General features: G+C 71.2%; 22 protein-coding genes and 1 pseudogene. 8 read left to right on the plus strand and 15 right to left on the minus strand.

All coding sequences use genetic code 11. The features are described from left to right. Nucleotides 1–54 precede the first annotated feature (54 nt). The 5 genes from W7U_RS13400 to mqo are packed head-to-tail and all read right to left on the minus strand — an operon-like array spanning nt 55 to nt 5,822. The gene (locus tag W7U_RS13400) at nt 55–1,461 is read right to left on the minus strand and encodes a cobyrinate a,c-diamide synthase (protein WP_008258742.1); all 1,407 of its coding nucleotides are present in this window, start codon (nt 1,459–1,461) and stop codon (nt 55–57) included. Then, nucleotides 1,458–2,072, minus strand: a complete 615-nt coding sequence (gene cobO / locus W7U_RS13405) for a cob(I)yrinic acid a,c-diamide adenosyltransferase (RefSeq protein ID WP_008258748.1) — start codon at nt 2,070–2,072, stop codon at nt 1,458–1,460. The genes W7U_RS13400 and cobO overlap by 4 nt, the downstream gene beginning before the upstream one ends. A 15-nt stretch (nt 2,073–2,087) precedes the next feature. Further along, complete coding sequence (locus W7U_RS13410) at nt 2,088–3,929, minus strand: magnesium chelatase subunit D family protein (protein WP_008258752.1); 1,842 nt, start codon at nt 3,927–3,929, stop codon at nt 2,088–2,090. Next, nucleotides 3,926–4,396, minus strand: coding sequence for a GNAT family N-acetyltransferase (locus tag W7U_RS13415; RefSeq protein ID WP_008258755.1), 471 nt, complete (start codon nt 4,394–4,396; stop codon nt 3,926–3,928). The genes W7U_RS13410 and W7U_RS13415 overlap by 4 nt, the downstream gene beginning before the upstream one ends. Beyond that, nucleotides 4,389–5,822: a malate dehydrogenase (quinone) gene (gene mqo, locus W7U_RS13420; protein ID WP_050989421.1), complete on the minus strand. Its 1,434-nt coding sequence runs from the start codon at nt 5,820–5,822 to the stop codon at nt 4,389–4,391. Before mqo ends, W7U_RS13415 begins: the two co-directional genes overlap by 8 nt. A gap of 166 nt (nt 5,823–5,988) precedes the next feature. On the opposite strand from mqo, the gene W7U_RS13425 reads away from it, so the two are divergent. From W7U_RS13425 to W7U_RS13460, 8 genes and pseudogenes are all read left to right on the plus strand, one after another. Beyond that, on the plus strand, nt 5,989–7,002 hold the full coding sequence (locus W7U_RS13425; RefSeq protein ID WP_008258758.1) for an alpha/beta hydrolase: 1,014 nt from the start codon (nt 5,989–5,991) through the stop codon (nt 7,000–7,002). A gap of 4 nt (nt 7,003–7,006) precedes the next feature. Continuing rightward, nucleotides 7,007–8,386 carry a mycothione reductase gene (gene mtr, locus W7U_RS13430; protein WP_008258759.1) on the plus strand — a complete coding sequence of 460 codons (1,380 nt, stop codon included), beginning with the start codon at nt 7,007–7,009 and terminating at the stop codon, nt 8,384–8,386. Nucleotides 8,387–8,529: 143 nt separating this feature from the next. Beyond that, nucleotides 8,530–9,669: a HoxN/HupN/NixA family nickel/cobalt transporter gene (locus W7U_RS13435; protein ID WP_008258760.1), complete on the plus strand. Its 1,140-nt coding sequence runs from the start codon at nt 8,530–8,532 to the stop codon at nt 9,667–9,669. A gap of 397 nt (nt 9,670–10,066) precedes the next feature. Next, entirely contained in the window at nt 10,067–10,564 is a 498-nt protein-coding gene (locus W7U_RS13440; protein WP_008258761.1) for a hydrogenase maturation protease, read from the plus strand. A gap of 24 nt (nt 10,565–10,588) precedes the next feature. After that, nucleotides 10,589–11,455: pseudogene (locus tag W7U_RS13445) on the plus strand (hydrogenase maturation protein); the annotation flags it as partial. Nucleotides 11,456–11,502: 47 nt separating this feature from the next. Next, nucleotides 11,503–12,627 carry a nucleotide pyrophosphatase/phosphodiesterase family protein gene (locus W7U_RS13450; RefSeq protein WP_008258763.1) on the plus strand — a complete coding sequence of 375 codons (1,125 nt, stop codon included), beginning with the start codon at nt 11,503–11,505 and terminating at the stop codon, nt 12,625–12,627. A gap of 82 nt (nt 12,628–12,709) precedes the next feature. After that, nucleotides 12,710–13,171 carry a hypothetical protein gene (locus W7U_RS13455; protein WP_014712063.1) on the plus strand — a complete coding sequence of 154 codons (462 nt, stop codon included), beginning with the start codon at nt 12,710–12,712 and terminating at the stop codon, nt 13,169–13,171. 117 nt (nt 13,172–13,288) lie between these two features. Next, nucleotides 13,289–14,248: a PPE family protein gene (locus W7U_RS13460; RefSeq protein ID WP_008258765.1), complete on the plus strand. Its 960-nt coding sequence runs from the start codon at nt 13,289–13,291 to the stop codon at nt 14,246–14,248. Here W7U_RS13460 and W7U_RS13465 read toward each other — a convergent pair. The 10 genes from W7U_RS13465 to W7U_RS13510 all read right to left on the minus strand — a co-directional run bounded on the left by W7U_RS13465 (nt 14,220) and on the right by W7U_RS13510 (nt 25,165). Beyond that, a complete protein-coding gene (locus tag W7U_RS13465; RefSeq protein ID WP_008258766.1) occupies nt 14,220–14,999 on the minus strand; it encodes a 3-oxoacyl-ACP reductase in 780 nt (259 codons plus the stop codon). The genes W7U_RS13460 and W7U_RS13465 overlap by 29 nt on opposite strands. A gap of 3 nt (nt 15,000–15,002) precedes the next feature. Then, a complete protein-coding gene (locus tag W7U_RS13470) occupies nt 15,003–16,367 on the minus strand; it encodes an aldehyde dehydrogenase family protein (protein ID WP_008258767.1) in 1,365 nt (454 codons plus the stop codon). Nucleotide 16,368: 1 nt separating this feature from the next. Continuing rightward, nucleotides 16,369–17,166 carry a gamma-glutamyl-gamma-aminobutyrate hydrolase family protein gene (locus tag W7U_RS13475; protein ID WP_232518832.1) on the minus strand — a complete coding sequence of 266 codons (798 nt, stop codon included), beginning with the start codon at nt 17,164–17,166 and terminating at the stop codon, nt 16,369–16,371. After that, nucleotides 17,147–18,532 carry a glutamine synthetase family protein gene (locus tag W7U_RS13480; protein WP_008258769.1) on the minus strand — a complete coding sequence of 462 codons (1,386 nt, stop codon included), beginning with the start codon at nt 18,530–18,532 and terminating at the stop codon, nt 17,147–17,149. Before W7U_RS13480 ends, W7U_RS13475 begins: the two co-directional genes overlap by 20 nt. 20 nt (nt 18,533–18,552) lie before the next feature. Next, complete coding sequence (locus W7U_RS13485; protein WP_008258770.1) at nt 18,553–19,104, minus strand: alpha/beta hydrolase; 552 nt, start codon at nt 19,102–19,104, stop codon at nt 18,553–18,555. A 153-nt stretch (nt 19,105–19,257) separates the two neighbouring features. Beyond that, on the minus strand, nt 19,258–20,778 hold the full coding sequence (locus W7U_RS13490) for a cobyric acid synthase (protein ID WP_008258771.1): 1,521 nt from the start codon (nt 20,776–20,778) through the stop codon (nt 19,258–19,260). A gap of 25 nt (nt 20,779–20,803) precedes the next feature. Continuing rightward, nucleotides 20,804–21,661: a type I methionyl aminopeptidase gene (gene map / locus W7U_RS13495; protein WP_008258772.1), complete on the minus strand. Its 858-nt coding sequence runs from the start codon at nt 21,659–21,661 to the stop codon at nt 20,804–20,806. A 31-nt stretch (nt 21,662–21,692) separates the two neighbouring features. After that, on the minus strand, nt 21,693–22,277 hold the full coding sequence (locus W7U_RS13500; protein ID WP_008258773.1) for a DUF1707 domain-containing protein: 585 nt from the start codon (nt 22,275–22,277) through the stop codon (nt 21,693–21,695). A gap of 51 nt (nt 22,278–22,328) precedes the next feature. Then, nucleotides 22,329–24,143, minus strand: coding sequence for a penicillin-binding transpeptidase domain-containing protein (locus tag W7U_RS13505; protein ID WP_008258774.1), 1,815 nt, complete (start codon nt 24,141–24,143; stop codon nt 22,329–22,331). Nucleotides 24,144–24,310: 167 nt separating this feature from the next. Then, on the minus strand, nt 24,311–25,165 hold the full coding sequence (locus tag W7U_RS13510; protein WP_008258775.1) for a GNAT family N-acetyltransferase: 855 nt from the start codon (nt 25,163–25,165) through the stop codon (nt 24,311–24,313). Nucleotides 25,166–25,191: the final 26 nt, after the last annotated feature.

Here is a 25,191-nt window from a genome sequence, read left to right on the forward strand (position 1 = left end):
GGCACCGCGCGCGTAACGCCACGGCGAAGTTCGGCCGGATTTTTCGCCGTGACGTTACGTCCGCGAACCCGCTCGCCGGGCCGCGTGGGCGACGAAGCGCGCCACCGCCTCCGGCGCGGCGGCCGGGTGGGTGTGCAGATACGACGCGTGCACGCCGGCGTGCACGACGCCGTCGCGCACGGCCCCGCCGGCATCGGGGGCTTCGTCGGCGTCGTCGGCGTCGGGGGCTTGGTACATCCATGCCGGCTGGTAGCTGTCGCTGAATGTGACTGCGGTGCGGTGGAATTCGTGCCCGACGGCCCGCTGGCCCGCGGTGTACAGCGGGGAGTCGGCCACGGCGACGGCGTCGCGGTAGGCCAGCGTCAGCTGCGGGGTGAACCGGGCGTGTCCGGCCAGCACGCCGCACATCGGGTGGCCGTCGAGCTCGGCGGCCAGGTAGATCAGCCCGGCGCACTCGGCGTGCACGGGCGCGCCGGCGGCGGCCAGCTCCTTGATCTGCCGGCGCACGACCTCGTTGGCGGACAGCTCGGCGGTGAACTGTTCGGGAAAGCCGCCGGGCAGCAACACCGCATCGCTGCCGTCGGGCAACGCGTCGCTGAGCGGATCGAATGCGACGACGTCCGCGCCGGCGGCCGCCAGCAGCTCCGGGTGCTCGGCATAGCCGAAGCTGAAGGCCTTCCCGGCCGCCACGGCCACGGTGGCGCGCCGCCGCGCCGAGTCCCCCACCGCCGCCGCCGGATCCCACGGCTCCCCGGCCACCGGGGCCCGCGCGACCGCGATCACGGCCGCCAGGTCGACGTGGGCGGCGACCAACGCGGTCATCGCGTCGATCGCCTGCCGGGCCCGGCGGCCGTACTCCACGGCGGTGACCAGGCCCAGATACCTTGTGGGAAGCTCCAATTCGGCCGACCGCGGGATCGCCCCCAGCACCGGGACACCGGCCTGCTCGCAGGCCTGCCGCAACACCTGCTCGTGGCGGGCCGAGCCGACCCGGTTCAGGATCACGCCGGCGACCCGGGTCGCGGTGTCGAACGTCGAAAAGCCGTGCAGCAGCGCGGCGATGCTCTGGCTTTGACCGCGCGCGTCGATGACCAGGACGACGGGGGCGCCCAGCAGGCGGGCGACGTGGGCAGTCGATCCGGCGGCGGGGGTGGCGGCGGACGGCCCGATCCGCCCGTCGAACAGCCCCATCACGCCCTCGATCACCGCGATGTCCGCGCCCCCGGCACCATGCGCGTACAGCGGGCCGATGAGGCCCTCCCCGACCAGCACCGGGTCGAGGTTGCGGCCCGGCCGGCCTGCGGCCAGGCCGTGATACCCGGGATCGATGAAGTCCGGGCCCACCTTGAACGGCGCGACGGTGTGCCCCGCCCGGCGCAAAGCGCCGATGAAACCCGTTGCCACGGTGGTCTTTCCGCTGCCGGACGCGGGTGCGGCGATGACCACGGCGGGAACACTCACCACTCGATGCCCTTCTGCCCCTTGCGCCCGGCGTCCATCGGATGCTTGAGCTTGGTCATCTCGGTGACCAGGTCGGCCGCGTCGATCAGCGGCCGCGGGGCGTCGCGTCCGGTGATGACGACGTGCTGGTGGCCGGGCCGCGCCGCGAGCACCTCGACCACCTCGTGGACGTCGACCCAGCCCCACTTCAGCGGATAGGTGAACTCGTCGAGCACGTAGAAGTCGTGGCGCTGGTCGACCAGCCGGCGCGCGATTTCGGCCCAGCCGTCGGCCGCGGCCGCCGCGTGATCGGTGTCGCTGCCCGCCTTGCGCGTCCAGGACCAGCCCGCACCCATCTTGTGCCATTCGACCGGCGCGCCGGCGCCGTGTTGTTCGTGCACGTCGCCGAGCGCGGCGAACGCCGCCTCCTCGCCGACCTTCCACTTCGCGCTCTTGACGAATTGGAACACCGCGACGGAAAGCCCGGCGTTCCAGGCCCGCAACGCCATTCCGAACGCCGCCGTCGACTTCCCCTTGCCGGCGCCGGTGTGCACCGCCAGCACCGGCGTGTGACGTCGCGCCCGGGTGGTCAGGCCATCATCGGGAACCTGGACTGGAACTCCTTGCGGCATAACGGGTTACCTTTCTCACGCGACGTCGCGTACCGCACGCGTCAACGAATCGGCGTGCAGCTGCTCCAGCCGAACGGCGGGTGCGCCGAGTTGGCGGGCCAGCTGCTCGGCCAGGCCCAGCCGCACGAACGACGTCTCGCAATCCACGACCACCGCGGCCGCGCCTTCGGCCACCAGCCGGGCCGCCGCGGATCGGGTGCGGCCCAACGGATCCGGTCCGGCGGTGGCCCGGCCGTCGGTGAGCACCACCACCAGGGCGCGGCGGGCCCGGTCGCGCGCCTTCTCCCGGACGATCAGCTCGCGCGCGGCCAGCAGGCCTTCGGCGAGCGGCGTCTTGCCGCCGGTGTCGAAGCGGGCCAGTCGCCGCCCGGCGATGTGGGCCGAGGAGGTCGGCGGTAGCAACAATTGCGCCTGCTGGTGCCGGAAGGTGATCACGGCGACCTTGTCGCGGCGCTGGTAGGCGTCGCGCAGCAGCGACAGCGTGGCGCCGCTGACCGCCGCCATCCGGTCGCGGGCGGCCATCGAACCCGAGGCGTCCACCACGAAGATCACCAGGTTGCCCTCGCGTCCCTCGCGCACGGCGCGGCGCACGTCGTCGGGCCCGGGCCGCAGCGGCCCGGCCCCGGCGCGCTCGGCGGCCGAGAGCAGCGTGGCGAACACGTGCAGTCCGTGCCCGCCGCAACTGGTGTCGTCCCCGTCGGTGGCGGCGATGACGCTGCCGCCGGCGTTGCGCGCCCGCGACCGCCGCCCGGGCGCGCCCTCCCCCACCCCGGGGACGCGCAGCGCGCGGGTGCGGAAGGTTTTCGACGGAGGCGCGCTGGGCTTGGACTTCGGCGGCTTCCCCGTGGTGCTGTCCCCCGAGTCCCGTTGTGGCCCAGCCTGTTCGGTGTCCGGCGTTTGACCGCCGCCGGGCGGGTCGGGCTCGGGGTCCGGCTCGGAGCCGGCCCGCGCCAGGGCTTCGTCCAGCTGGTCGCGGTCGATCCCCGGATCGTCGAAGGGGTCGCGGCGGCGCCGGTGCGGCAGCGCCAGCTCGGCGGCGACCCGGATGTCGGATTCCTCGACGGCGGGCGCCCCGCGCCAGGCAGCGTGGGCGACGGCGGTGCGGGCCACCACCAGGTCCGCGCGCATGCCGTCGACATCGAACGCCGCGCACAGCGCCGCGATGCGCCGTAACTCGTTGTCGGGCAACACCACATCGTCGACGAGCGCGCGGGCCGCGGCGATGCGCCGGGCCAGCTCGGCGTCGGCGGCGGCGTATCGCTCCGCGAAGCCGTCCGGGTCGGCCTCATACGCCATTCGCTGCCGGATGACCTGCACCCGCACGTCGACGTCGCGTGAGGCGTGCACGTCGACGGTGAGCCCGAAGCGGTCCAACAGCTGCGGACGCAGTTCGCCCTCTTCGGGATTCATGGTGCCGATCAACACGAACCGCGCCTCATGCGAATGCGAGATGCCGTCGCGTTCGATGTGCACCCGCCCCATCGCCGCGGCGTCGAGCAGCACGTCGACGAGATGATCGTGCAGCAGGTTGACCTCGTCGACGTAGAGCACCCCGCCGTGCGCGCGGGCCAACAGGCCCGGGGAAAAAGCGTGCTCGCCGTCGCGCAGCACCCGCTGCAGATCCAGCGAGCCGATGACCCTGTCTTCGGTTGCCCCGAGCGGCATTTCGACCAGGCCGGAATCGCTGCCGGTCGCCGCGCACAGCAGCGCCGCCAGGCCGCGCACGGCCGTCGACTTGGCGGTGCCCTTCTCGCCGCGGATGAGGGCGCCCCCGATCTCAGGGCGCACGGCGCACAACAGCAGGGCGAGACGCAGCTGGTCGTGCCCGACGATGGCGCTGAACGGGTAGGGCCTCACGGCTTGGCCGCCAGACCGGAGCCCGGCCGCAGCATGGGCACGTGCGGGACGCCGTCGTCGACGAAATCGTCGCCGTCGCGCACGAATCCGTGCTGCGCGTACATGTCGGCCAGATAGGTCTGCGCGTTGATCCGGCACGGGTAGTCACCCACCTCGGCCAGGGCCGCGCGCAGCAGCCGGGTGGTGTGGCCCTGGCCACGGGCGCTGCGCTTGGTGCACAGGCGCCCGATGCGGAACGCCTTCTCGCCTCCGGCGTGCTCCTCCATCAGCCGCAGCGTACAGATCACCTCGCCGTCGGCCGTCTCCAGCCAGAAGTGCCGGGTTTCGGCGAGGAGGTCACGGCCGTCCAGTTCGGGATACGGGATCGCCTGTTCGACGACGAACACCTCCACCCTCAACTTGAGCAGCTCGTAAAGTGTCTGGGCATCAAGGTCTTTGGCCCAGATACGCCGCAGTGCTTCAGTCATTGACATCCAACCCCAGTACCTTCGTTCCCCACGAAAAGACCTCGTCGTAGAGCGCCGGCTCGTCCGACAGCGACGCCCCCAAAGAGGGAACCATCTCCTTGAGCGCGGGCAACCACGACTGAAAACGGTTGGCAAAGCACCGCTGCAACACGTCGAGCATGATCGGCACCGCGGTCGACGCCCCGGGCGAGCCGCCGAGCAGACCCGCGATGCTTCCGTCGGCGGCCCCCACCACCGTGGTGTCGAAGTCGAGCACCCCGCCCTTTCGCCTGTCGCGCCGGATCACCTGCACGCGCTGACCGGCCACGGTCAACTCCCAGTCGGAACCCGCTGCGGTGGGCGCGAATTCGCGCAGCATGCGCAGCCGGTCCGGCTCGGAGAGCCGCAATTGGCCGAGCAGGTACCCAAGCAGCGTCAGCTGGGTGGCGCCGACCCCGAGCAGGGAGGCCAGGTTATGCGGCTTCACCGAGCGGGGCAGGTCGGTGAAGTGCCCGCGTTTCAAGAACTTCGGTGACCAGCCGGCGTACGGGCCGAACACCAGCCACGGCTTGTCGTTGACGTAGCGCAGGTCCAGATGCAGCGCCCCCAGGGGCGGGGCGCCGGGCGCGGGCGCCCCGTACACCTTGGCCCGATGCGCGGCGGTGAGCGCCGGCTTGTCGGCGCGCAGGAACCGGCCGCCGATCGGGAATCCGGCGAAACCCCTGACCTCGCTGATGCCGGACTTCTGCAGCAGGGGCAGCGCGTCGCCGCCGGCCCCGACGAAGACGAATTTGGCGTGACAGCGGCGCTTTTGGCCGGTGCGGCGATTGCGGATCGACACCGTCCAGCCGCCGTCGGACCCGCGGGTCAGGTTGCGGACCTCGTGCCCGAACAGGGCCGTCGCGCCGCCCCGCACACAGAATCCGACCAATTGGCGCGACAGCGCACCGAAGTCGACGTCGGTGCCGTGGGCGGCCCAGTTGAGTGCGGTCGGCGTGGAGAAGTCGCGATGGGCGGCCATCAACGGCAGCCGGCGGGCGAACTCGCCCGGGTCCTCGATCAATTCGATGCCGGCGAACAGCGGGTTGGCCGCCAGCGCGTCACGGCGCCGCCGCAGATAGTCCACGCGCCGCGCCCCGCGCACGAAGCTCGCGTGCGGGATCCGGGTCAAAAAGCTCCGATCGGTCAGGATGCCGTTCTCCACGGCGTGAGCCCAGAACTGGCGGGTCACCTGAAACTGCTCGTTGATGCGCACCGCTTTGCTGATGTCGATCGAGCCGTCGGCGCGCTGCGGGGTGTAGTTCAGCTCGCACAGCGCCGAATGCCCCGTGCCGGCGTTGTTCCAGGGGCTGCTGCTTTCCGCGGCGACGGCGTCGAGGCGTTCGACGAAGGTCAGCGACCACTCCGGCTGCAGCCGGCGCAGCAACGCGCCCAGCGTCGCGCTCATGATGCCCGCGCCCACCAGCACGACGTCCGTCCGCGCGGTTGTGGCTAGCGATGACACCGGCTTGCTGGTCCTTCCCTCGACTGGGCCGATCCCCAGGTTATCCCGAGGCAAAGTGGGCGCGAACGACGTGCGGCTCCCCGTGCCCAGCAAAAGCTAAGCTTGCCTCGTGACTGGCTGGGTGCCCGATGTCCTCCCCGGATATTGGCAGCGCACCATCGCGCTCGGCCGCGATCCCGCCGGTGAGGGCGACATCGTCGCGACCCTGATCCGGCGCGGGCCGGCACAGGCGGGCCCGGCCGGGCGCGCGGTGCTGGCGGTGCACGGCTACACCGATTACTTCTTCCACACCGAGCTGGCCGACCATTTCGCCGCGCGCGGCTTCGCCTTCTACGCGCTGGACCTTCACAAGTGCGGTCGGTCGCGGCGCGACGGCCAGACGCCGCACTTCGTCACCGACCTCGCCAACTACGACACCGAACTCGAGCACGCCCTGGACGTCGTGCGCGCGCAGGCCCGCGACGTGCTGGTGTACGGGCATTCCGCGGGCGGGCTCATCGTGTCGTTGTGGCTGGATCGGTTGCGCCGCCGCAACCCGGACGCGCACGCCGACATCGGCGGGTTGGTGCTCAACAGCCCGTTTTTGGATCTGCCCGGCCCGGCCATCCTGCGGCATTCGGCGACCGTGGCGCTGCTCGGGGGTCTGTCGCGGGTGCGGTCCAAGGGCGTGGCCAGGTCGCCGGGTGAGGGCGGCTACGGCACCACGTTGCACCGCGACTATGGCGGGCAATTCGACTACAACCTGCAGTGGAAACCCGTGGGTGGCTTCCCGATCACCTTCGGTTGGCTGCACGCCGTCCGCCGCGGCCAGGCCCGGCTGCACCGCGGCCTCGACGTCGGCGTGCCGAATCTGATCCTGCGCTCGGACCACAGCGTGCGCGAAACCGCGGACCCGGAGCCCATGCGGTGCGGCGACGCCGTTCTCGACGTCACCCAGATCGCCAGGTGGGCAGGCTGTGTCGGAAACCGCAGCACCATCGTCCCGGTGGTCGATGCCAAGCACGATGTGTTCTTGTCGTTGGAGGGCCCGCGCGACGTCGCCTATCGGGAACTGGATCTCTGGCTGGACGAGTACCTGCCCACCAACAACAGCGACGCCCCGGCGTCGTTCGGAAGGGGGTGACGGTGTGGAGACCTACGACGTCGCGATCATCGGAACCGGTTCGGGCAACAGCATTCTCGATGAACGCTTCGCCGACAAACGGGTGGCCATCTGCGAACAGGGCACGTTCGGGGGCACGTGCCTGAACGTCGGGTGCATCCCGACCAAGATGTTCGTCTACGCCGCCGAGGTCGCCCAGAGCATCCGGGAGGCGGCGCGCTACGGCATCGACGCCCGCATCGAGCGGGTGCGCTGGGACGACATCGTCTCGCGCGTGTTCGGGCGCATCGACCCGATCGGGGTCAGCGGCGAGGACTATCGCAACGCCGCGCCCAATATCGATGTGTACAAACAGCACACCCGGTTCGGCGCGGTCCAACCCGATGGGCGCTACCTGTTGCGCACCGACGCCGGCGACGAGTTCACGGCCGATCAGGTGGTGATCGCGGCTGGGGCGCGCGCCGTGGTCCCGCCCGCGATCCTCGAGTGCGGCGCGACGTACCACACCAGCGACACGATCATGCGAATCCCTGAACTGCCCGAGCATTTGGTGATCGTCGGCGGCGGTTTCGTCGCAGCCGAATTCGCCCACACTTTCTCCTCCCTGGGCTCGCGGGTCACCCTGGTGGTCCGGGGCTCCACATTGCTGCGGCACCTCGACGACGTCGTCGGCGAACGCTTCACCCGCATCGCGGCCAGCAAGTGGGAGCTGCACACCCACCGCAACGTCGTGGGCGCCGAAAACCAGGGTTCGGGCGTCGCGGTGCAACTCGACGACGGTCGCACCGTGAACGCCGACGCGCTGCTGGTGGCGACCGGCCGCGTGCCCAACGGCGATCTGCTCGACGCCGAGCAGGCCGGCGTCACCGTCACCGACGGCCTGGTGGTCGTCGACGAGTACCAGCGGACCACGGCGCGTGGCGTTTTCGCGCTCGGCGACGTCTCCTCGTCGTATCAGCTCAAGCACGTCGCCAACCACGAGGCGCGCGTCGTGCAGCACAACCTGCTGTGCGACTGGGACGACACCGAAGCCCTGGCCGCCACCGACCACCGCTACGTGCCCGCGGCGGTGTTCACCGATCCCCAGATCGCCTCCGTCGGGCTGACCGAAAACCAGGCCATCGCACAGGGTTTCAAGATTTCGGTGAAGATCCAGAATTACGGCGACGTCGCCTACGGCTGGGCGGCCGAGGACACCACCGGGATCGTCAAGCTCGTCGCCGAGCGCGGCACCGGCCGCCTGCTGGGTGCGCACATCATGGGTGATCAGGCCTCGTCGATCATCCAGCCGTTGATCCAGGCGATGAGCTTCGGGCTGACCGCCCTGCAGACGGCCCGCGGGCAATACTGGATTCATCCGGCCCTGGCCGAGGTGGTGGAGAACGCGCTACTGGGTCTGCACTGACCTCGGCGGCGGCTCGGGCGTGAGCGGTTCAGTGTCGAGGGCCAAGAATCCGCGCTTCACTTGCATCCGGCGCGGCGGGGAACTTACAGTCGTGGCCGGTTGTTCTCAGCCCGATACCGCAAGGACGCGCCGGAAGGACCCCAGTGGCCAGCACCGAGATCGACCGGCGGCCGTCACGGGTGACCAGACTTCTCGGCGCCCTGACCACAGCGGAGTGGTGGCGGCTGGCCGCGATGCTCGCGTCCATCGTCGCGCTGCACCTGCTCGGCTGGCTCACCCTGGTGTTCTTGGTGGCACCGGCCCAATACAGCTTGGGCGGCAAAGCTTTTGGTGTCGGGATCGGATTGACGGCCTATACGCTGGGTATGCGGCACGCCTTTGACGCCGACCACATCGCCGCCATCGACAACACCACCCGCAAGCTGATGAACGACGGGCAGCGCCCGCTGGCCGTCGGCTTCTTCTTTTCGCTGGGCCACTCCACCGTGGTGTTCGCGTTGGCGCTGTTGCTGGCGGGCGGGGTGAAAACGGTCGTCGGGCCGGTCGAGGACGACTCCTCGACGCTGCACCACTACACCGGGTTGATCGGCACCAGCGTCTCCGGCGTCTTCCTGTATGCGATCGCCCTTCTCAACCTCATCGTCCTGGCCGGCATCCTGCGCGTGTTCGCGCGGTTGCGCCGCGGCGAATTCGACCCCGAGACCGACGGGGCCGAGCTGGAGCGGCAATTGCAGAGCCGCGGACTGATGAACCGGGTGCTCGGCCGGCTCACCAAGTCGATCACCAAGTCGTGGCACTGCTACCCGATCGGGTTGTTGTTCGGGCTGGGCTTCGACACCGCCACCGAGATCGCACTTCTGGTGCTCGCCGGCACCAGCGCCGCCGCCGGGCTGCCGTGGTACGCCATCATCTGCCTGCCGGTGCTGTTCGCCGCGGGCATGTGCCTGCTGGACACCATCGACGGTTCGTTCATGAACTTCGCCTACGGCTGGGCGTTTTCCAATCCGGTGCGCAAGATCTACTACAACATCACCATCACCGCGCTGTCGGTGGCCGTCGCCCTGCTGATCGGGAGCGTCGAACTGCTCGTCCTGTTCGCCGACCAATTCGGTTGGCGGGGCGCCTTCTGGACCTGGATCGGCGGGCTGGACCTCAACGCGGTCGGCTACGTCGTCGTCGGCATGTTCGTCCTCACCTGGGCGGTGGCCCTGCTCGTCTGGCGCTACGGCCGCATCGAGGAAAAGTGGGGCCCCACCGACCTGGGGGCCGAATCCGCGACCTAGCGGCTCACCGGGCGCGGGCGTGCGAGGCGCACGAAGCGTTGACAACGCTCGGCAGCGGGAGTAGACCCAAAAAACAGCGCCGCGCAAGTGGGCCGACGGTCGACTCCGGCGGCGCAGGAGCCCCGGCCCGGCTCCGGAAAGCTGCAGCATGCCAACGGAAGCGGCAGTCCAGACAGCACCACCGTTGACCCGTGCTCTGCGCGGCAAGGTCTCGGGCGCCGCGTCGCGTGTGCACGGCACCGTGATTCGAAGATCGAGGGGTACCACGGAGCGCACCGTCGACACGGTCGGGGGGTGACGCCATGGCGGATCGCCCGGTGCAGCCGACGGGACTTTCACCGCGGCCGGCGCAGTGGCGCGAGGCGGACGATCAAAGCCGGCGGACTGCGGTGCCGGCATGACAGCCCGCATCCTGGTAGCCGGGATCGGCAACAGCTTCCTGGGGGATGACGGATTCGGCTCCGAAGTGGTCCGCAATGCCGAACTGCCGCAAGATGATCCGATGGTCCAGGTCATCGACTACGGAATCAGGGGGATGCACCTGGCCTATGACCTGCTCGAGGAGTGGGACACGCTGGTCCTCGTCGACGCCGTACCCAGCCGCGGCCATCCCGGCACGCTGCACGTCTTCCAGGCCGATCACGAATCGCCCTCGCGGACAAGCGGTCTGGATGGCCACAGCATGGACCCCGCCGCGGTCTTCGCCAGCCTGCGGGCGCTGGGCGGCCGTCCGCCCTACACCGTCGTCGTCGGCTGCGAGGCCGGCAGCGTCCAGGAAGGCATCGGGCTGACCGAGCCGGTCGCCAAGGCCGTCCCCCGGGCGGCGCGGGCGGTCGAAGAGATCGTCGCGGCGTTGCACGGGGCGGCACTACCCGCGGCCGAAGACGGGTACTGAACCATGTGCCCGGCACCAGGGGGGCCGCTGGATCTCGTTCAGCACCACCGCGCCGACGTGGTGTCGCTGCTGGCCGAGCGCGGGCGCATCGGCGAACCCATCGTCGGGGTCTGTTTCGACGGCACCGGTAACGGCGGTGACGAAACGATCTGGGGCGGAGAGATTTTGGCGCTGGGCGCCCGGAGCCGGCAGTTCGTGCGGATCGGCCACCTGCGGCCGGTGCCGATGCCCGGCGGCGATGCGGCGGTGCGCGAACCGTGGCGGATGGCGCTGTCCCAGTTATGGACGGCCGACATCGACTGGACCCCGGATCTGGCGCCCGTCGCCGCCGCGACCGATGACGCACTGCGCCTGGTCCGTTCGCAACTGGAGACCGGGACGGGCTGTGTGCCGTGCTCGAGCATGGGACGGCTGTTCGACGCGGTCGCTTCCCTGCTCGGGGTGCGGCACCGCATCGACTACGAGGGGCAAGCCGCGGTCGAGCTCGAGGCGCTGGCGGAGTCGGCGGGCTGCGATCCCGGGCGGCCCCGGCCGTCGTTGCCGCTGGCGGTGCGCCCCGACGGGGTGATCGATCCGGCGCCGATGGTGCAGACGCTGGTCGCGGCGCTGTACGCCGGGACGCCGCGCGCGGTGCTGGCCGCGGCGTTCCACCTCGCGGTCGCGGACGCGGTCGCCGACGTGGTGGCGCGGGTGGCCGGCGACACCCGGCTGGTGGGGCTCACCGGCGGGGTGTTCCAGAACGTTCTGCTGACGCGCGCCTGCCGTGACTTATTGCAGCGCAACGGTTTCGAGGTCCTCACCCACCGCACCGTGCCGCCGAACGACGGCGGACCGTCGCCGGGACAGGCCGCACTCTCGGTGCTGACGGCGCGGGAGGGGGCCACGCGGTGACCGACCGGCGACTGGCGCGCGTCTAGCTTCGACGTCAGACTGGCCCGGTGCCCGGTTCCCTGCGTGACGTGCTGCCCGCCGCGGCCGCCCTGCTCGGCGTTCCGGGCGCGGTCGACACCCTGGCGGTGACGGAGCGGGCCGGCTCCGATCGGATCGACCGGGTGCTCGTCGTGCTGGTGGACGGGCTGGGCTGGCACCTGCTTCCGCAGCTGGCGGGCGGCGCGCCGCTGCTGGCCTCCGTGCTGGGGGGCGGCACCGGCCGGCTGACCCGGCTGGAGTGCACCTTCCCGTCGACGACGCCGACCAGCCTGGTGTCCCTGGGCACCGGTGCGGCGCCCGGCGAGCACGGGGTTCTGGGCTTCACCCTGCGGGTGCCGGGCACCGAGACGGTGCTCAACCACGTCCGGTGGCGCGACGATCCCTCGCCGGCCGTCTGGCAGCCGGTGCCGACCTGGTTTCAGCGGCTCAAAGAGGCCGGCGTCAGCGCCCGCGCGGTGCTGCCGGCGCTGTTCCTCGGCAGTGGGCTGACCGAGGCCGCGTACCGTGGCGCGGAATTCCGCCCGGCCGGCCCCGCCGACGACTACGCCCAGCTGGTGGTCGACGACCTGCGCTCGGCGCCCGGACTGGTCTACGGCTACACCGCCGAACTCGACACCGCGGCCCATGTCTTCGGCGTCGGCTCCGAGCAGTGGCATGCGGCCGCGGCGAGCGTCGACACGCTGCTCTCGCGCCTGCTCGAGGCGCTGCCGCCGAACGCGGCGCTGCTGGTGACCGCCGACCACGGCGGCCTCAACGTCCCGCCGGAGGCCCGCATCGACCTCGACGCCGACCCCCGGCTGGCCCGGGGCGTCCGGGTGGTCGCCGGCGAGCCCCGGGTCCGCTACCTGCACACCGAGCCGGGCGCCGCGCCCGACGTGCGGGCCGCGTGGGCCGAGGTGCTCGACGGCCGGGCGACCGTGTACAGCCGCGAGCAGGCGGTGGCCACCGGGATGTTCGGGCCGGTCGCCGCGCCGCACCTGGAGCGGCTGGGCGACGTGGTGGTGGTCTGCTCGGGCGACACGGCGGTGCTGGCCAGCGCGCACGAGCCGCCGGAAGCCTCGCGCCTGATCGGTTTCCACGGCGGAGCCAGCCCGGCCGAGATGGCGATCCCGCTCATCGTTTTCCGCCCCTAGCTGCACCAACCGTGGATTCGGACCGACTTCACAGCTCGTTCCGACCGGTTTACCACGATTCACGTTGTACATTCGGCGCACTGTGTTGTTCCGGGTTGGCGGTCAGACTCGGCGGTGGCGGCCCGCCACCGCGATCGTCGCAGCCCTGGGTGTGTTCATCGCGCTGATAGCCGGTTCGTCGCTGCGGCCCCAGTTCGCCGCGTCCAGCCTGCCCGAGCCGGCCGCCTGGTCCGGCCCGGCCGCCGGGGTCGGCGCGCATGCGCTCCCCCGGGGCCTCCACTCCGCCGTCGGCCGCCCGGCGCCGGCCGCGTGGCAGCCGCCGGCACCGGCGGACAACACCAACAAGAAGCCGTTTCACAGCATGTGGATGACGAAGGAACGGCCCCAAACCTGGAACCGTTCGTCAGCGCAAGTGGCCCTGTCACCGGCGCCGACGACGTTCGGCCCGGTGCGTGCGGCGCCCGACCACGCCCAATCCCGTTCTCCCGCAATCATTGCCACCGACCGAGATACCTTGACCCGGCTCTGCATCGCCCGCGTCTGATCGCCGCACGCCGCGCATTCGCGCGACAGGGCTCATATCCCCCGTGTCTATCTCGTGAAGGACGCCCCCAATGTTTTCGAGCACCAACCACACCGCCCGCCCCCGGCGGAGGCTGTAATGGATTTCGCGACGCTGCCCCCGGAGATCAACTCGGCGCTGATGTATTCGGGTCCCGGTGCGGGATCGATGGTCGCGGCCGCCGCGGCGTGGGACAAGCTGGCCGCGCGGCTCTGCGCCGCGGCGGCCGACTACCGGGCGGTGACCGCGAAGCTGGCGGCGCAATGGGAGGGCCCGGCGCCCTCGGCGCTGCGCGAGGCCGCCCGCTACGTCGACTGGCTGGACGCCAACGCCGCACGGAGCCAGGAGGCGGCCGTGCAGCTGGGCGCGGCGGCCGGGGCGCACGACGCGGCGTTCGCGGCGACGGTGCCCCCACCGGCGATCGCGGGCAACCGCGCGCGCCGCACGGCGCTGGTGTCGGCGAACTGGCTGGGCCAGCACAGCGCGGCGATCGCGGACGTCGACACCGACTACGACGCCATGTGGGCGCGCAACGCCGGCGCCATGTACGCCTACGCCGACGCCGCCGCCGGCGCGGCGACGTTGGCCCCGTTCACCCCTCCGCCTTCCGACGCCGGTGCGCGCGCAGACAGCTGGCCGTTGAAGGCGGCGCCCGACGTCATATCGGCCGGCCGCCGCGTGATGTCGGCCATTCCCGGCGCGCTCAAGCACCTGTCGTCGGCATCGCGGACCACGTTCGAGGCGTCCCTTTCCTCGGTGACACCGTCGCTGTCGAAGCTGAATTCGCTGACCGCGCCGTCGGATTTCGCGATCGGCCACCTGAATTCGATGAACAAGGCGGCGGCGCTGCGCACACTGTTCCCCAGGCCGGCCGCCGTCGACGGGGTGAACGCGCGCGTGGGCCGCGGGGTGTCGCTGGGCGCGCTGTCGGTGCCGCGCAGCTGGACGACGGCCGCGTCCGCCGCGCAAGGCCTGGGCGGGGACCGGCGGGCGAAGGCGCCCGCGTGGTCAGGGCCGGTGGGTACCGCCGTTAGAGCGGAGTCACGTAGGCCGAGCTGATGCCGCCGTCGACCAGGAACGTCGACGCCGTGATGAACGACGCGTCGTCGCTCGCCAAAAACGCGACGGCCGCGGCGATTTCGCCGGGGTCGGCGAAGCGTCCCACCGGCACGTGCACCAGCCGGCGCGCGGCCCGTTCGGGGTCCTTGGCGAAAAGCTCTTGCAGCAGTGGGGTGTTGACCGGCCCGGGGCACAGCGCGTTCACCCGGATGCCCTGCCGGGCGAACTGCACCCCCAGCTCCCGCGACATGGCCAGCACCCCACCCTTGGACGCGGTGTAGGAGATCTGCGACGTCGCCGACCCCAGGACGGCGACGAACGACGCGGTGTTGATGATCGAGCCGCGCCGCGCGGGAACCATGTGCCGCAACGCCGCCCGGCAGCACAGGTACACCGACTTCAGGTTGACGTCCTGGACGCGTTGCCAGGCGGGCAGCTCGGTGTTCTCGATGACATCGTCGTCGGGGGGTGAGATGCCGGCGTTGTTGAACGCGATGTCGACGCGGCCGTAGGCCTGCGCCGCGGTATCGAACAGCGCGTCGACCGCGTCCTCGTCGGCGACGTCGGTGGGCACGAACAGGCCGGACAGCTCGTCGGCCGCGGCCGCGCCCGCGTCGTGGTCGACGTCGGCGATCACGATGGTGGCGCCCTCGGCGCGCATCCGCCGCGCCGAGGCCAGCCCGATGCCGCCGCCGGCGCCGGTGACGACGGCGACCCGGCCCGCCAACCGTTGGGTGAGATCGACCGCCACCGCCTAATCCTCCCCGATCGCGATGAAAACGTTCTTCGTCTCGGTGAAGTGCAGCGGCGCGTCCGGGCCCAGCTCGCGGCCCAGGCCCGACTGCTTGAAACCGCCGAACGGGGTGTTGTACCGCACCGACGAGTGCGAATTCACCGACAGGTTCCCGGCTTCGACCGCGCGGGACACCCGCAGGGCGCGGGACAGGTCGTTCGTCCAGATCGATCCGGACAGGCCGTAGGCGGTGTCGTTGGCCAGCGTGACGGCGTCCTGCTCGTCGTCGAAGGCCAGCACCGTGACCACCGGGCCGAAGATCTCTTCGGTGACGGTGCGGTCGGTGCGCTGCGGTGTGAGAACCGTTGGCGGGAACCAGAATCCGCGCCCGCTCGGCGCGGTGCCGCGAAACGCGACGGGGGCGCCGTCGGGCACGTAGGACGCCACCCTGGCGCGGTGCGCGGCCGACACCAGCGGGCCCATTTCGGTGCCCCGGGACGCGGGGTCCCCGACGACGACACCTTTGACGGCGGGTTCGAGCAGCTCCATGAAGCGGTCGTAGACGCTGCGCTGCACCAGGATCCGGCTGCGGGCGCAGCAGTCCTGCCCGGCGTTGTCGAACACCCCGGCCGGCGCGGTCGCGGCCGCCCGCTCCAGATCGCAGTCGGCGAACACGATGTTCGCGCTCTTGCCGCCCAGCTCCAGGGTCACCCGCTTGACGCGGGCCGCCGCCCCGGCCAGCACCCTTTTGCCGACCTCGGTGGAGCCGGTGAACACGATCTTGGCGATGTCGGGGTGCGTGACGAACCGCTCCCCCACCACCGGGCCCGGTCCCGGCAGCACCTGGAGCAGGTCTGGGTCCAGGCCGGCGTCGGCCGCCAGCTCACCGAGGCGGATCGTGGTCAGCGGCGTCGCCTCGGCGGGCTTGACCAGCACGGCGTTACCCGCCGCCAGCGCCGGCGCGAACCCCCAGCAGGCGATGGGCATCGGGAAGTTCCACGGGGCGATCACACCGACCACGCCCAGCGGTTCGTTGAACGTGACGTCCAGCCCGCCGGACACCGGAATTTGCTTGCCGGACAACCGTTCCGGGCTGGCGGAGTAGTAGGTCAGCACGTCGCGGACGTGGCCGGCCTCCCACTCGGCCGACCCGATGGGATGACCCGAGTTCGCGACCTCGAGGGCCGCGAGCTCGTCGAGATGGGCGTCGACGGCGGCGGCGAAAGCCCGTAGGCCGGAGGCTCGTTCGGCCGGGGACAGCCGCGCCCACCGCCGCTGCGCCACCCGCGCGCGGCGCACCGCGTCGTCGACCGCCGCCGCGTCGGCGTGCTCGACCGTGCGCAGCACCTCCTCGGTCGCCGGGTTGATCAGCTGCGTCGCGCCCACGTCAGCGCCCCGCATACGCCCGGGCCGCGTCCACGATCGCGGCGAACAATCGCAGATCCTCCAGGGACTGCTCCGGATGCCATTGCACGCCAAGCACAAACCGGTCCCCGGGGAGCTCCAGCGCCTCGATGACGCCGTCGGCATCGGTCGCGCTGACCACCAGGCCGTCCCCGACTCTGTCGATGGCCTGATGGTGATAGCACGGCGCGTCGGCGGACTCCCCCACCAGTGCGGCCAGCCGGGTGCCCGCCACGGTGCGCACCGGCAACCGGGTGAACACCCCGTCGCCCGCGCGGTGCCCGCTGTGCCCGAGAACGTCGGGCAGGTTCTGGTGCAGCGTGCCGCCGAGCGCGACGTTGAGAACCTGTGCGCCGCGGCAGATCCCGAGCACCGGCAGCCCCCGCTGCAGCGCGGCGCGCAGCAGCGCGAACTCCCAGGCGTCGCGGTCGGTGCGGGGTTCATCGGTCGTCGGATGCGGTTGCTGGCCGTAGCTGGCGGGGTCGAGGTCATAGCCCCCGGTGATCACCAGCGCGTGCAGGCCGTCGAGCACCGAGCCCACGATCTCGTCGTCCGCCGGCTGCGGGGGCAGCAGCACGGCGATCCCGCCGGCCTGGATGACACCCTCGAAGTAGTCGGTCGGCAGGTATCCGGCGGGGATGTCCCAGATCCCGGTCTGCACCCGCTCGAGGTACGTGGTCAGGCCCACGACCGGGCGCGCGGACTTGCGTGGCGATCGCAAGCGCGGCGCAGCCGGGCGCAGCGGGTCGCCACCATCCAGCTCAGAGCCGTTCAAAACCACGCGTCCTTTCCCAGTCGGTGACCGCGGCGTTGAACGCCGCCAGTTCCACGCGGGCGTTGTTCAGGTAGTGGGCGACCACGTCGTCGCCGAACACCTCGCGCGCGAGCGTCGAGCGCTCGAAGGCCGAGGCCGCCTCGGCCAGGGTGGCGGGCAGCCGCTCGACGCCGGGGGCGTGATAGGCGTTCCCCGCGTAGGGCTCCGGTGGCTCGAGGCCCCGTTCGACACCGTACAGCCCGCCGGCGACGATCGCCGCCACCGCCAGATACGGGTTGACGTCGCCGCCGGGCACCCGGCACTCGACCCGGGTGTTGGGCCCGTGGCCGACCACCCGCAGCGCGCAGGTGCGGTTGTCCAGCCCCCAGGCCACCGCGGTGGGCGCGAAGCTGCCGTCGGCGAATCGCTTGTAGGAGTTGATGTTCGGCGCATAGAACACGGTGAATTCGCGCAGGGTCGCCAGCAGCCCGGCCACAAAGCTGCAGAACGTCGACGACATGCCGTGCGGACGGGCGGGGTCGGCGAACACCGCGCCGCCCTGCGGGTCGCGCAGCGAGAGGTGTATGTGGCAGCTGTTGCCTTCTCGCTCATCGTATTTCGCCATGAACGTCAGGCTCTTGCCGTGCTGATCGGCGATCTCCTTGGCCCCGTTCTTGTAGATGACGTGGTTGTCGCAGGTGACCAGCGCCTCGGCGTAACGGAAACCGATCTCCTGCTGTCCCCTGTTGCATTCGCCTTTGACGGCCTCGAATTGCAGGCCCGCGCCGGTCATTCCGTTGCGGATGTCGCGCAGCAGCGGCTCCATGCGCGACGACGCCGCGATCGCGTAGTCGATGTTGTAGTCGCTGGCCGGGGTCAGGCCGCGGTATCCGCCGGCCCACGCCTGGCGATAGGTCTCGTCGAACACCATGAATTCCAGCTCGGTCGCGGCGTCGGCGCTCCACCCGCGCCGGGCCAGCCGATCGAGCTGGCGGCGCAGGATGGCCCGCGGTGACACGGCGACCGGGCTGCCGTCGGCCCAGCCCACATCGGCGATCACCAGGGCCGTGCCGGGCAGCCAGGGAATGCGCCGCAGGGTGGACAGATCGGGCCTCAGCACGGTGTCGCCGTATCCGGTGTCCCAGCTCGACATCGCGTAGCCATCGACGGTGTTCATGTCGACGTCGACCGCCAGCAGATAGTCGCAGCACTCGGCGCCCCGGGTGGCCACCTCGTCGACGAACAGTTGCGCGGCCACCCGCTTGCCGACCAGGCGTCCCTGCATGTCGGCGAACGCCACGATGACCGTGTCCACCGCGCCGGCGGCCACCAGCTGCCGCAGAGCACTCAGCGAGAGCATCGGGTCGGTCACGGCGTCATCGTCGGAGGCCATGACCGTTAGTCAACCAGGCGCTACCAGGTGCTGGTGCGCAAAATGATCTCGGCGGCCAGTTGCGCCGTCGACTCCTGCACGGTGCGCCGTCCCAGATGCACCACCCGGTAGTCGGCGTAGACGTACTGCTGGCTGGCCTGGGCCACCGACCGGGCGGCCGGCGAGCTGACCAACACGGTGGTGCCGATCTCCACCGGTGGGCAGTGCCCGTCGCGGATGGCGCCGTCGCGATCGCCGGCGCGCGGATGCCCGCGGTCGATCACCACCAGCCCGACGAACCGGCCCAGCCGGGTCGCCGTCAGTTCCCACGCGAGGTCGCCACCGGCGCGGTCGCCCATGACGACGGCCCAACCGATTCCCAGGGCGTCGAGAATGCCGATCACCGACTTGGGGGTCAGCCGCGGGTCGAAGCCGATCACGACCGTCCGCAGCGATGCGGTGTGCAGGCGCTCGCAGACCGCGTCATACGCGGCGGGGGCGCGTTCCTCGTCGCCCAATATGACGACGACGACGCCCGTCTCCGGTCCGGCCACAACGACCGGGACCGGGAACCCCTCCAGGGTGGTCATCATCGAGGACACCCAAGCACGCTACAGCCAAACGGCATGCGCGCGCGATGATTCTGCGGCATGTGATACAGGGACACAGTTTCCACCGGCACTCGATGACGGCCCGCCGGCCGCGTCGTCAACGGCGGCGTTCACATCGCGACTTCGGCGAATACCTTACGGGCGCAACAGACTTGCCAGATGCGGACGCGCCGGCGGCGGGCCGCGCAGCAGCCCGAGGACGGCGTCGACGTCGAGATGGGCGGCCAGCAGATCGGCGGCGAGATCGAGCTGGGCGTCGCGCCGCGCGGCGACGTTGGTGTCGTCGTCGACCACGAAGCCGCCCCGGCCCGCGGCGTCGGCGACCCGGGTGAGCCAGGCGCGCCGGAAGTCGTCGTTGTCGAGCACGCCGTGCCAATGCGTCCCAAAGATCGCGCCGCGCACCACACCTTGCGGTTGCGGATCGGTGCCCGCGGCGAACCAGGTTTGCTCGGCGCAGCGCGCGATCCGCCCGTGATGGATCTCGTATCCGCCCAAGGGACCGTCGATCCCACACCGCCAGCGGCGCAGGGTCTTGGCCGGATCGAAGGCGATGTCGGCGTCGAGCAACCCCAGCCCCGGCACCTCGCCGGCGCCGGACTCCACCGCGTCATCGATACGACGGCACAGCATCTGAAATCCCCCGCAGATCCCCAGCACCGGTTTGCCGGCCCGCGCGTGCGACACGATCGCCTCGGCCAGGCCGCGCTCGCGCAACCAGGACAGGTCGGCGACGGTGGCCTTGCTGCCCGGGACGACGATCAGGTCGGCGTCGGCCGCGCCGGCGGGGTCGGCGACCCAGCGCACCACCACGCCCGGTTCGCAGGCCAGCGCCTCGACGTCGGTGGAGTTGGAGATCCGGGGCAGCCGGACCGCGGCCACCCGCAGCCACTCGTCGCCGCGCGGCGGGGCGGGCGTGCCGATGACGCGGTGCGCGACCACGGACAGCGAGTCCTCGGCATCGAGCCACAGCTCCTCGGCGTACGGCAGCACCCCGTAGGTGGGCCGCCCCGTCATGGCCTGCAGCTGACGCAATCCCGGCTCGAGCAGCGCGGGATCGCCCCGGAACTTGTTGACGATGAAACCGGAGATCAGCGCCTGGTCGTCGGGCTCGAGCACCGCGACGGTGCCGAACAGGTGCGCGAGCAGGCCGCCGCGGTCGATGTCGCCGACCAGGACCACCGGCAGGCCGGCGGCCCGGGCCAGCCCCATGTTGGCCAAATCGGTGGCGCGCAGGTTGATTTCGGCGGGTGATCCGGCGCCCTCGCAGATGACCGCGTCGAATTCGTCTCGCAGGCATGCCAATTCGTCGAGTACGACGGAGGCGAGCCGATCGCGGTGTTGGACATAGCTTTTCGCGCTGACGGAGTCGGTGACCCGGCCCTTGATCACGAGCTGCGAGGTGCGGTCGCTGCCCGGCTTGAGCAGCACCGGATTGAACCGCACGCTGGGCTCCAGGCCGGCCGCGCGGGCCTGAATCGCCTGGGCGCGACCGATTTCGCCGCCTTCGACGGTGACCACGGAGTTGTTGGACATGTTCTGCGCCTTGAACGGGGCGACCCGGGTTCCGCGGCGGGCCAGCAACCGGCACAGGGCGGCCACCACCACCGATTTGCCGGCGTCGGAGCTGGTGCCGGCGACCAGCAGCGCCCCGCTCACCCGTGCGCGGCGAGCAGTGGGGCCCTCATGGCAGCGTGAGGATTTCGACGCCGGTGTCGGTGACCAGCAGGGTGTGCTCGAACTGCGCGGTCCACTTGCGGTCCTTGGTGACCACCGTCCAGCCGTCGTCCCAGATCTCGTAGTCCAGGCCGCCGAGGTTGATCATCGGTTCGATGGTGAACGTCATGCCCGGCTGCATGACGGTCGACACCGAGGGCTGGTCGTAGTGCAGGACGACCAGCCCGTTGTGGAACGTGGTGCCGATGCCGTGCCCGGTGAAGTCGCGAACGACGTTGTAGCCGAACCGGTTAGCGTACGACTCGATGACGCGGCCGACAACCGACAGGGCACGCCCGGGCTTGACGGCGTTGATGGCGCGCATCGTCGCCTCCCGGGTCCGCTCCACCAGCAGCCGGTGTTCTTCGGCGACGTCGCCGGCCAGGAAGGTGGCATTGGTGTCGCCGTGCACGCCGTCGATGTAGGCGGTGACGTCGATGTTGACGATGTCACCGTCCTCGATCACCGTCGAGTCGGGGATGCCGTGGCAGATGACCTCGTTGAGCGACGTACAGCACGACTTCGGGAAGCCCTTGTAGCCCAGCGTCGAGGGATAGGCGCCGTGGTCGACCATGTATTCGTGGGCGATCCGGTCGAGTTCGTCGGTGGTGACCCCGGGCGCGACCGCCTTGCCCGCCTCCACCAGTGCGCGCGCCGCGATCTGGCCGGCGACCCGCATCTTCTCGATCACCTCGGGCGTCTGCACCCACGGCTCGCTGCCCTCGTGGACCGTCGGCTTCCAGGCGTACTCGGGGCGCGGGACGTTGCCGGGCACCGGCAGAGTCGGGGACAACTCTCCGGGGGAAAGCGCGGTGCGAGCGGGCATGCGACCAGCTTAACCGGGGTCCCCCCGGCGATCAGACTCGCTGGCGGCGCAGCAGCGAGCGGCGCGGGCCCCGGATGATCACCGAACCGCACACCACTCGCCCGGTCAGCACGACGTGCGGCCTGCCCTCACCAGGCGGGTCTTTGCGGCGATCGCTGGCGCTGCCCACGTAGACCTCGACGTCGTCGATCGACGCGCTGGCGCCGTCGGGCAATCGAATCTCGACGGAGCCGAACCGCATGTCCAGTTCGACGACCACCACCGGCCCGGCGAACCGGGCCTTGGTGAGGTCGAGTTCCACCGAGCCCAGCCGGCGCACCAGCGCCAGGCGGGTGGGCACCGTCCATTCGCCGTGCCGCTTCAGCGAGCCCGCCCAGCCGCGCAGTTCCACCCGGTCGGCCGCCGAGGTGACGATGGCGCCCGGTCCCGGCAGGTCGCCGACCAGATGGTCCAGCTCCCCGCGCGTGCGCGCGTAGGACACCTGCGAGGAGCGCTGCTCGAACTCGTCGATGTCGATCAGCCCGAGCGCAACCGCGTTGTGCAGTCGCCGCATCGTGCCGTTGCGGTCGGCGTCGGAGACGCGCAACGCCACCATGTCGCCGCCGGTATCGGTCATGCTCGCAATTTACCGCCGCCGCGGCCGAAGCGGACCGGGCCCGTAGGACTGCTAGGCCAGAAAGTCCGGCGGCAGCGACTCGAGCATCACCTTGGTCATCCGGACGGCGTACTCCGAGCTGCCACCCCCGACGATCAGCGCCGCGAACGCCAGATCGCCGCGGTAGCCGGCGAACCAGGAATGCGACCCGCCCGGGAACTCGGCCTCACCGGTCTTCCCGTACACCTCGCCGCAGCCGGCGATCTCCTTGGCGGTCCCGTTGGTCACCACCAGCCGCATCATGGGCCGCAGCGCGTCGATCATCTTCGGGCTGATCGGCGTGGCGTCGCCCTGCACGGCCGTCTGGCGGCCCGCGATCAGTTGCGGCACCGGCGTCTTGCCGGCCGCGACCGTCGCCGCCACCAGGGCCATGCCGAACGGACTGGCCAGCACCTTGCCCTGGCCGAAGCCGTCCTCGGTGCGCTCGGCGAGGTCGACCGTCGGCGGCACCGAGCCGGTCACCGTGGTGATGCCGTCGATCTGGTAATCCAGCCCGAGCCCGTAGCGGGAGGCCGCCTGGGTCAGGCCGCGCGGGGGCATCTTGCTGCTGAGCTCGGCGAAGGTGGTGTTGCACGAACTGGCGAACGCCCGCGACATCGGCACCACCCCGAGGTCGAAGCCCCCGTAGTTGGGGACGGTGCGGTGCCCGATGTCGAGGCGGCCCGGGCAGCCCAGCATGGTGTTGGGCGTGGCCATGTCGCGTTCGACCGCCGCGCCGGCGGTGACCATCTTGAACGTCGACCCGGGCGGGAACAGCCCGGTGGTGGCCGGCAGGCCGTCGGCGTCGGCGCCCGCGTTCTGGGCGATCGCGAGGATCTCCCCGGTCGAGGGCTTGATCACCACGATCATCGCCTTGCCGCCGCGGGTGTCCACCGCATGCTGGGCGGCGTTCTGCACCGCGCGGTCCATCGTGAGCGACACCGAGGGGGCCGGTGATCCCTCGACCTCGTGCAGCACCTCGACCTCGACGCCGTTCTGGTTGACGCTCACCACCCGCCAGCCGGCCTCGCCGTCCAGCTGGTCCACCACGGCCTTCTTCACCGCGGCGACGACCGCGGGCGCGAAATGCGGGTCGGTGGGCAGCATTTCGGGCTGGGGCGTGACCACGATGCCGGGCAGCCGGCCGATCGCCGGGAACACCTTGTCGTTGTCGTCGGGGTGCAGCGTGACGCCGAGGTCGACCGGGTGGGGTGTCGAGCTGGCCTGCTCGGCGAGCAGCTGCGGGTCGTTGAGCGTGTCGTTGAACGGGTGCAGTACGTCGACCACCGCGTGCGCCGTGCCGAACAGCGCGGGTCCGGCCTGGGTGGCGTCCAGCGTGTAGTGGTACACGTAGCCGGGCACCAGCACGTCGCTGCCGCCGAGTTCGTTCACCGAGGCGCGGCGCGGCCGATCCGCGCGCAGCGCGAACGTCTGGTGCTCGCCCAGTTTGGCGTGCAGAGCCGTGGTGGTCCAGCGCACCCGCCAGCGGCCCTCGTCGCGCGCCATCCTCAGCTGGCCGTCGTAGCTCCAGACGCGGTTCTTGGGCAGGTGCCAGGCGAAGCGATAGCCGACCGTGCCGGTGTCCTCGGCGTACTTGGCGTTGAGGACCTGCGCGTCGAGGTGGGTCGCCTGCAGGCCGGACCAGGCGGCGTTGAGCGCTTCGCGCGCCTCGTTGGGGCTGTCGCTGAGCTGGGCGGCCGTCGCGGTGTCGCCGACGGCGAGGGCGCGGAAGAACTTCTCCGCGGCCGGGCCCGGGCCGTCGGGCCGGGGCGTGCACCCGGACAGCGCGATGACCGCGACGAGCAGCAGGCCTGAAACGGATGAGGCCGCTGTTGTTCTAGTTACCATCGGTGCTGATGTTATGAGCTGCGGGGTGAACTGCGGCGCCGCCACACCGAGACCGAACCGTTATGCGTGGTCGTGGCAGCTCGCCCCGATGCCGAGCGCCCGGGCAGTCGGGCGTTCGCCGGCCGGCGCCCGCCCAGCCGGGCGGCGGCCGCTGCCGGGGAGCACAACTAGTCGAGCAGCACCGTCGCGAAGGTGCCGATCTCGGCGAAGCCGACGCGGGCGTAGGCCGCGCGCGCCACCGCGTTGAAGTCGTTGACGTAGAGGCTGGCCGTCCGCCCGCTGCCGACGATCACCGCGGCGACCGTGGCGGTGCCGGCGGTGCCCAGGCCCAGGCCGCGCCACTCCGGGTGCACCCACACCCCCTGGATCTGGCCGACCCCCGGCGACTGCGAGCCCACCTCGGCCTTGAAGACGACCTGGCCGTGCTCGAACCGTGCCCAGGCGCGACCGGCCGAGATGAGGCTGGCCACCCGCCGCCGGTAGCCGCGACCGCCATCCCCGATCCGCGGGTCGACGCCCACCTCGCCGATGAACATGTCGACGGCCGCCACCAGGTAGGCGTCCAGCTCCTCGGGCCGGACCTGGCGCACCGCGGTGTCGATGTCGCAGCTCGGGTGGGTGGACAACGCCAGCAGCGGCTGGCGGTCGCGCACGTCGCGGGCCGGCCCCCACGCCCCCTCGAGCCGCTCCCACATCGGCATCACCAGGTCGGCCCTGCCGACCAGCGACGAGCAGCGCCGCGTCCCGCGCATGGCCTCGTCGGCGAACGCGCTCAGGTCGGCCGGGGCGCCGCGCAGCGGGATCAGGTTGGCGCCGGCGAAGCACAGCGATTGCTCGGCGCCGCGCAGCGTCCACAGTTCCCCGCCGATGGAATTGGGGTCGACGCCGTGGTCGGCCACCCGGGCCGCGACCATGCACGAGGCGACGGGATCGTCCTCAAGAACCCGCCAGACCGCGGCCGCATCACGCACCACGGACACCCGACGCTCGCCGACCAGGCGGAAAAGGGGCGGAGCCGACATGTGGCGAACTCTCTGTGGTGCGATCT

Source organism: Mycobacterium sp. H4Y, from assembly GCF_000364405.1.
Lineage (GTDB): Bacteria > Actinomycetota > Actinomycetes > Mycobacteriales > Mycobacteriaceae > Mycobacterium > Mycobacterium intracellulare.

Bases quoted from the DNA above. Each gene is read 5' to 3' on its own strand.
- cobO (WP_008258748.1), bottom strand. From the start codon at position 2,072: ATGCCGCAAGGAGTTCCAGTCCAGGTTCCCGATGATGGCCTGACCACC.
- W7U_RS13415 (WP_008258755.1), bottom strand. From the start codon at position 4,396: ATGACTGAAGCACTGCGGCGTATCTGGGCCAAAGACCTTGATGCCCAG.
- mqo (WP_050989421.1), bottom strand. From the start codon at position 5,822: ATGAGCGCGACGCTGGGCGCGTTGCTGCGCCGGCTGCAGCCGGAGTGG.
- W7U_RS13440 (WP_008258761.1), top strand. From the start codon at position 10,067: ATGACAGCCCGCATCCTGGTAGCCGGGATCGGCAACAGCTTCCTGGGG.
- W7U_RS13460 (WP_008258765.1), top strand. From the start codon at position 13,289: ATGGATTTCGCGACGCTGCCCCCGGAGATCAACTCGGCGCTGATGTAT.
- W7U_RS13480 (WP_008258769.1), bottom strand. From the start codon at position 18,532: ATGGCCTCCGACGATGACGCCGTGACCGACCCGATGCTCTCGCTGAGT.
- W7U_RS13485 (WP_008258770.1), bottom strand. From the start codon at position 19,104: ATGATGACCACCCTGGAGGGGTTCCCGGTCCCGGTCGTTGTGGCCGGA.
- map (WP_008258772.1), bottom strand. From the start codon at position 21,661: ATGCCCGCTCGCACCGCGCTTTCCCCCGGAGAGTTGTCCCCGACTCTG.
- W7U_RS13500 (WP_008258773.1), bottom strand. From the start codon at position 22,277: ATGACCGATACCGGCGGCGACATGGTGGCGTTGCGCGTCTCCGACGCC.
- W7U_RS13505 (WP_008258774.1), bottom strand. From the start codon at position 24,143: ATGGTAACTAGAACAACAGCGGCCTCATCCGTTTCAGGCCTGCTGCTC.
- W7U_RS13510 (WP_008258775.1), bottom strand. From the start codon at position 25,165: ATGTCGGCTCCGCCCCTTTTCCGCCTGGTCGGCGAGCGTCGGGTGTCC.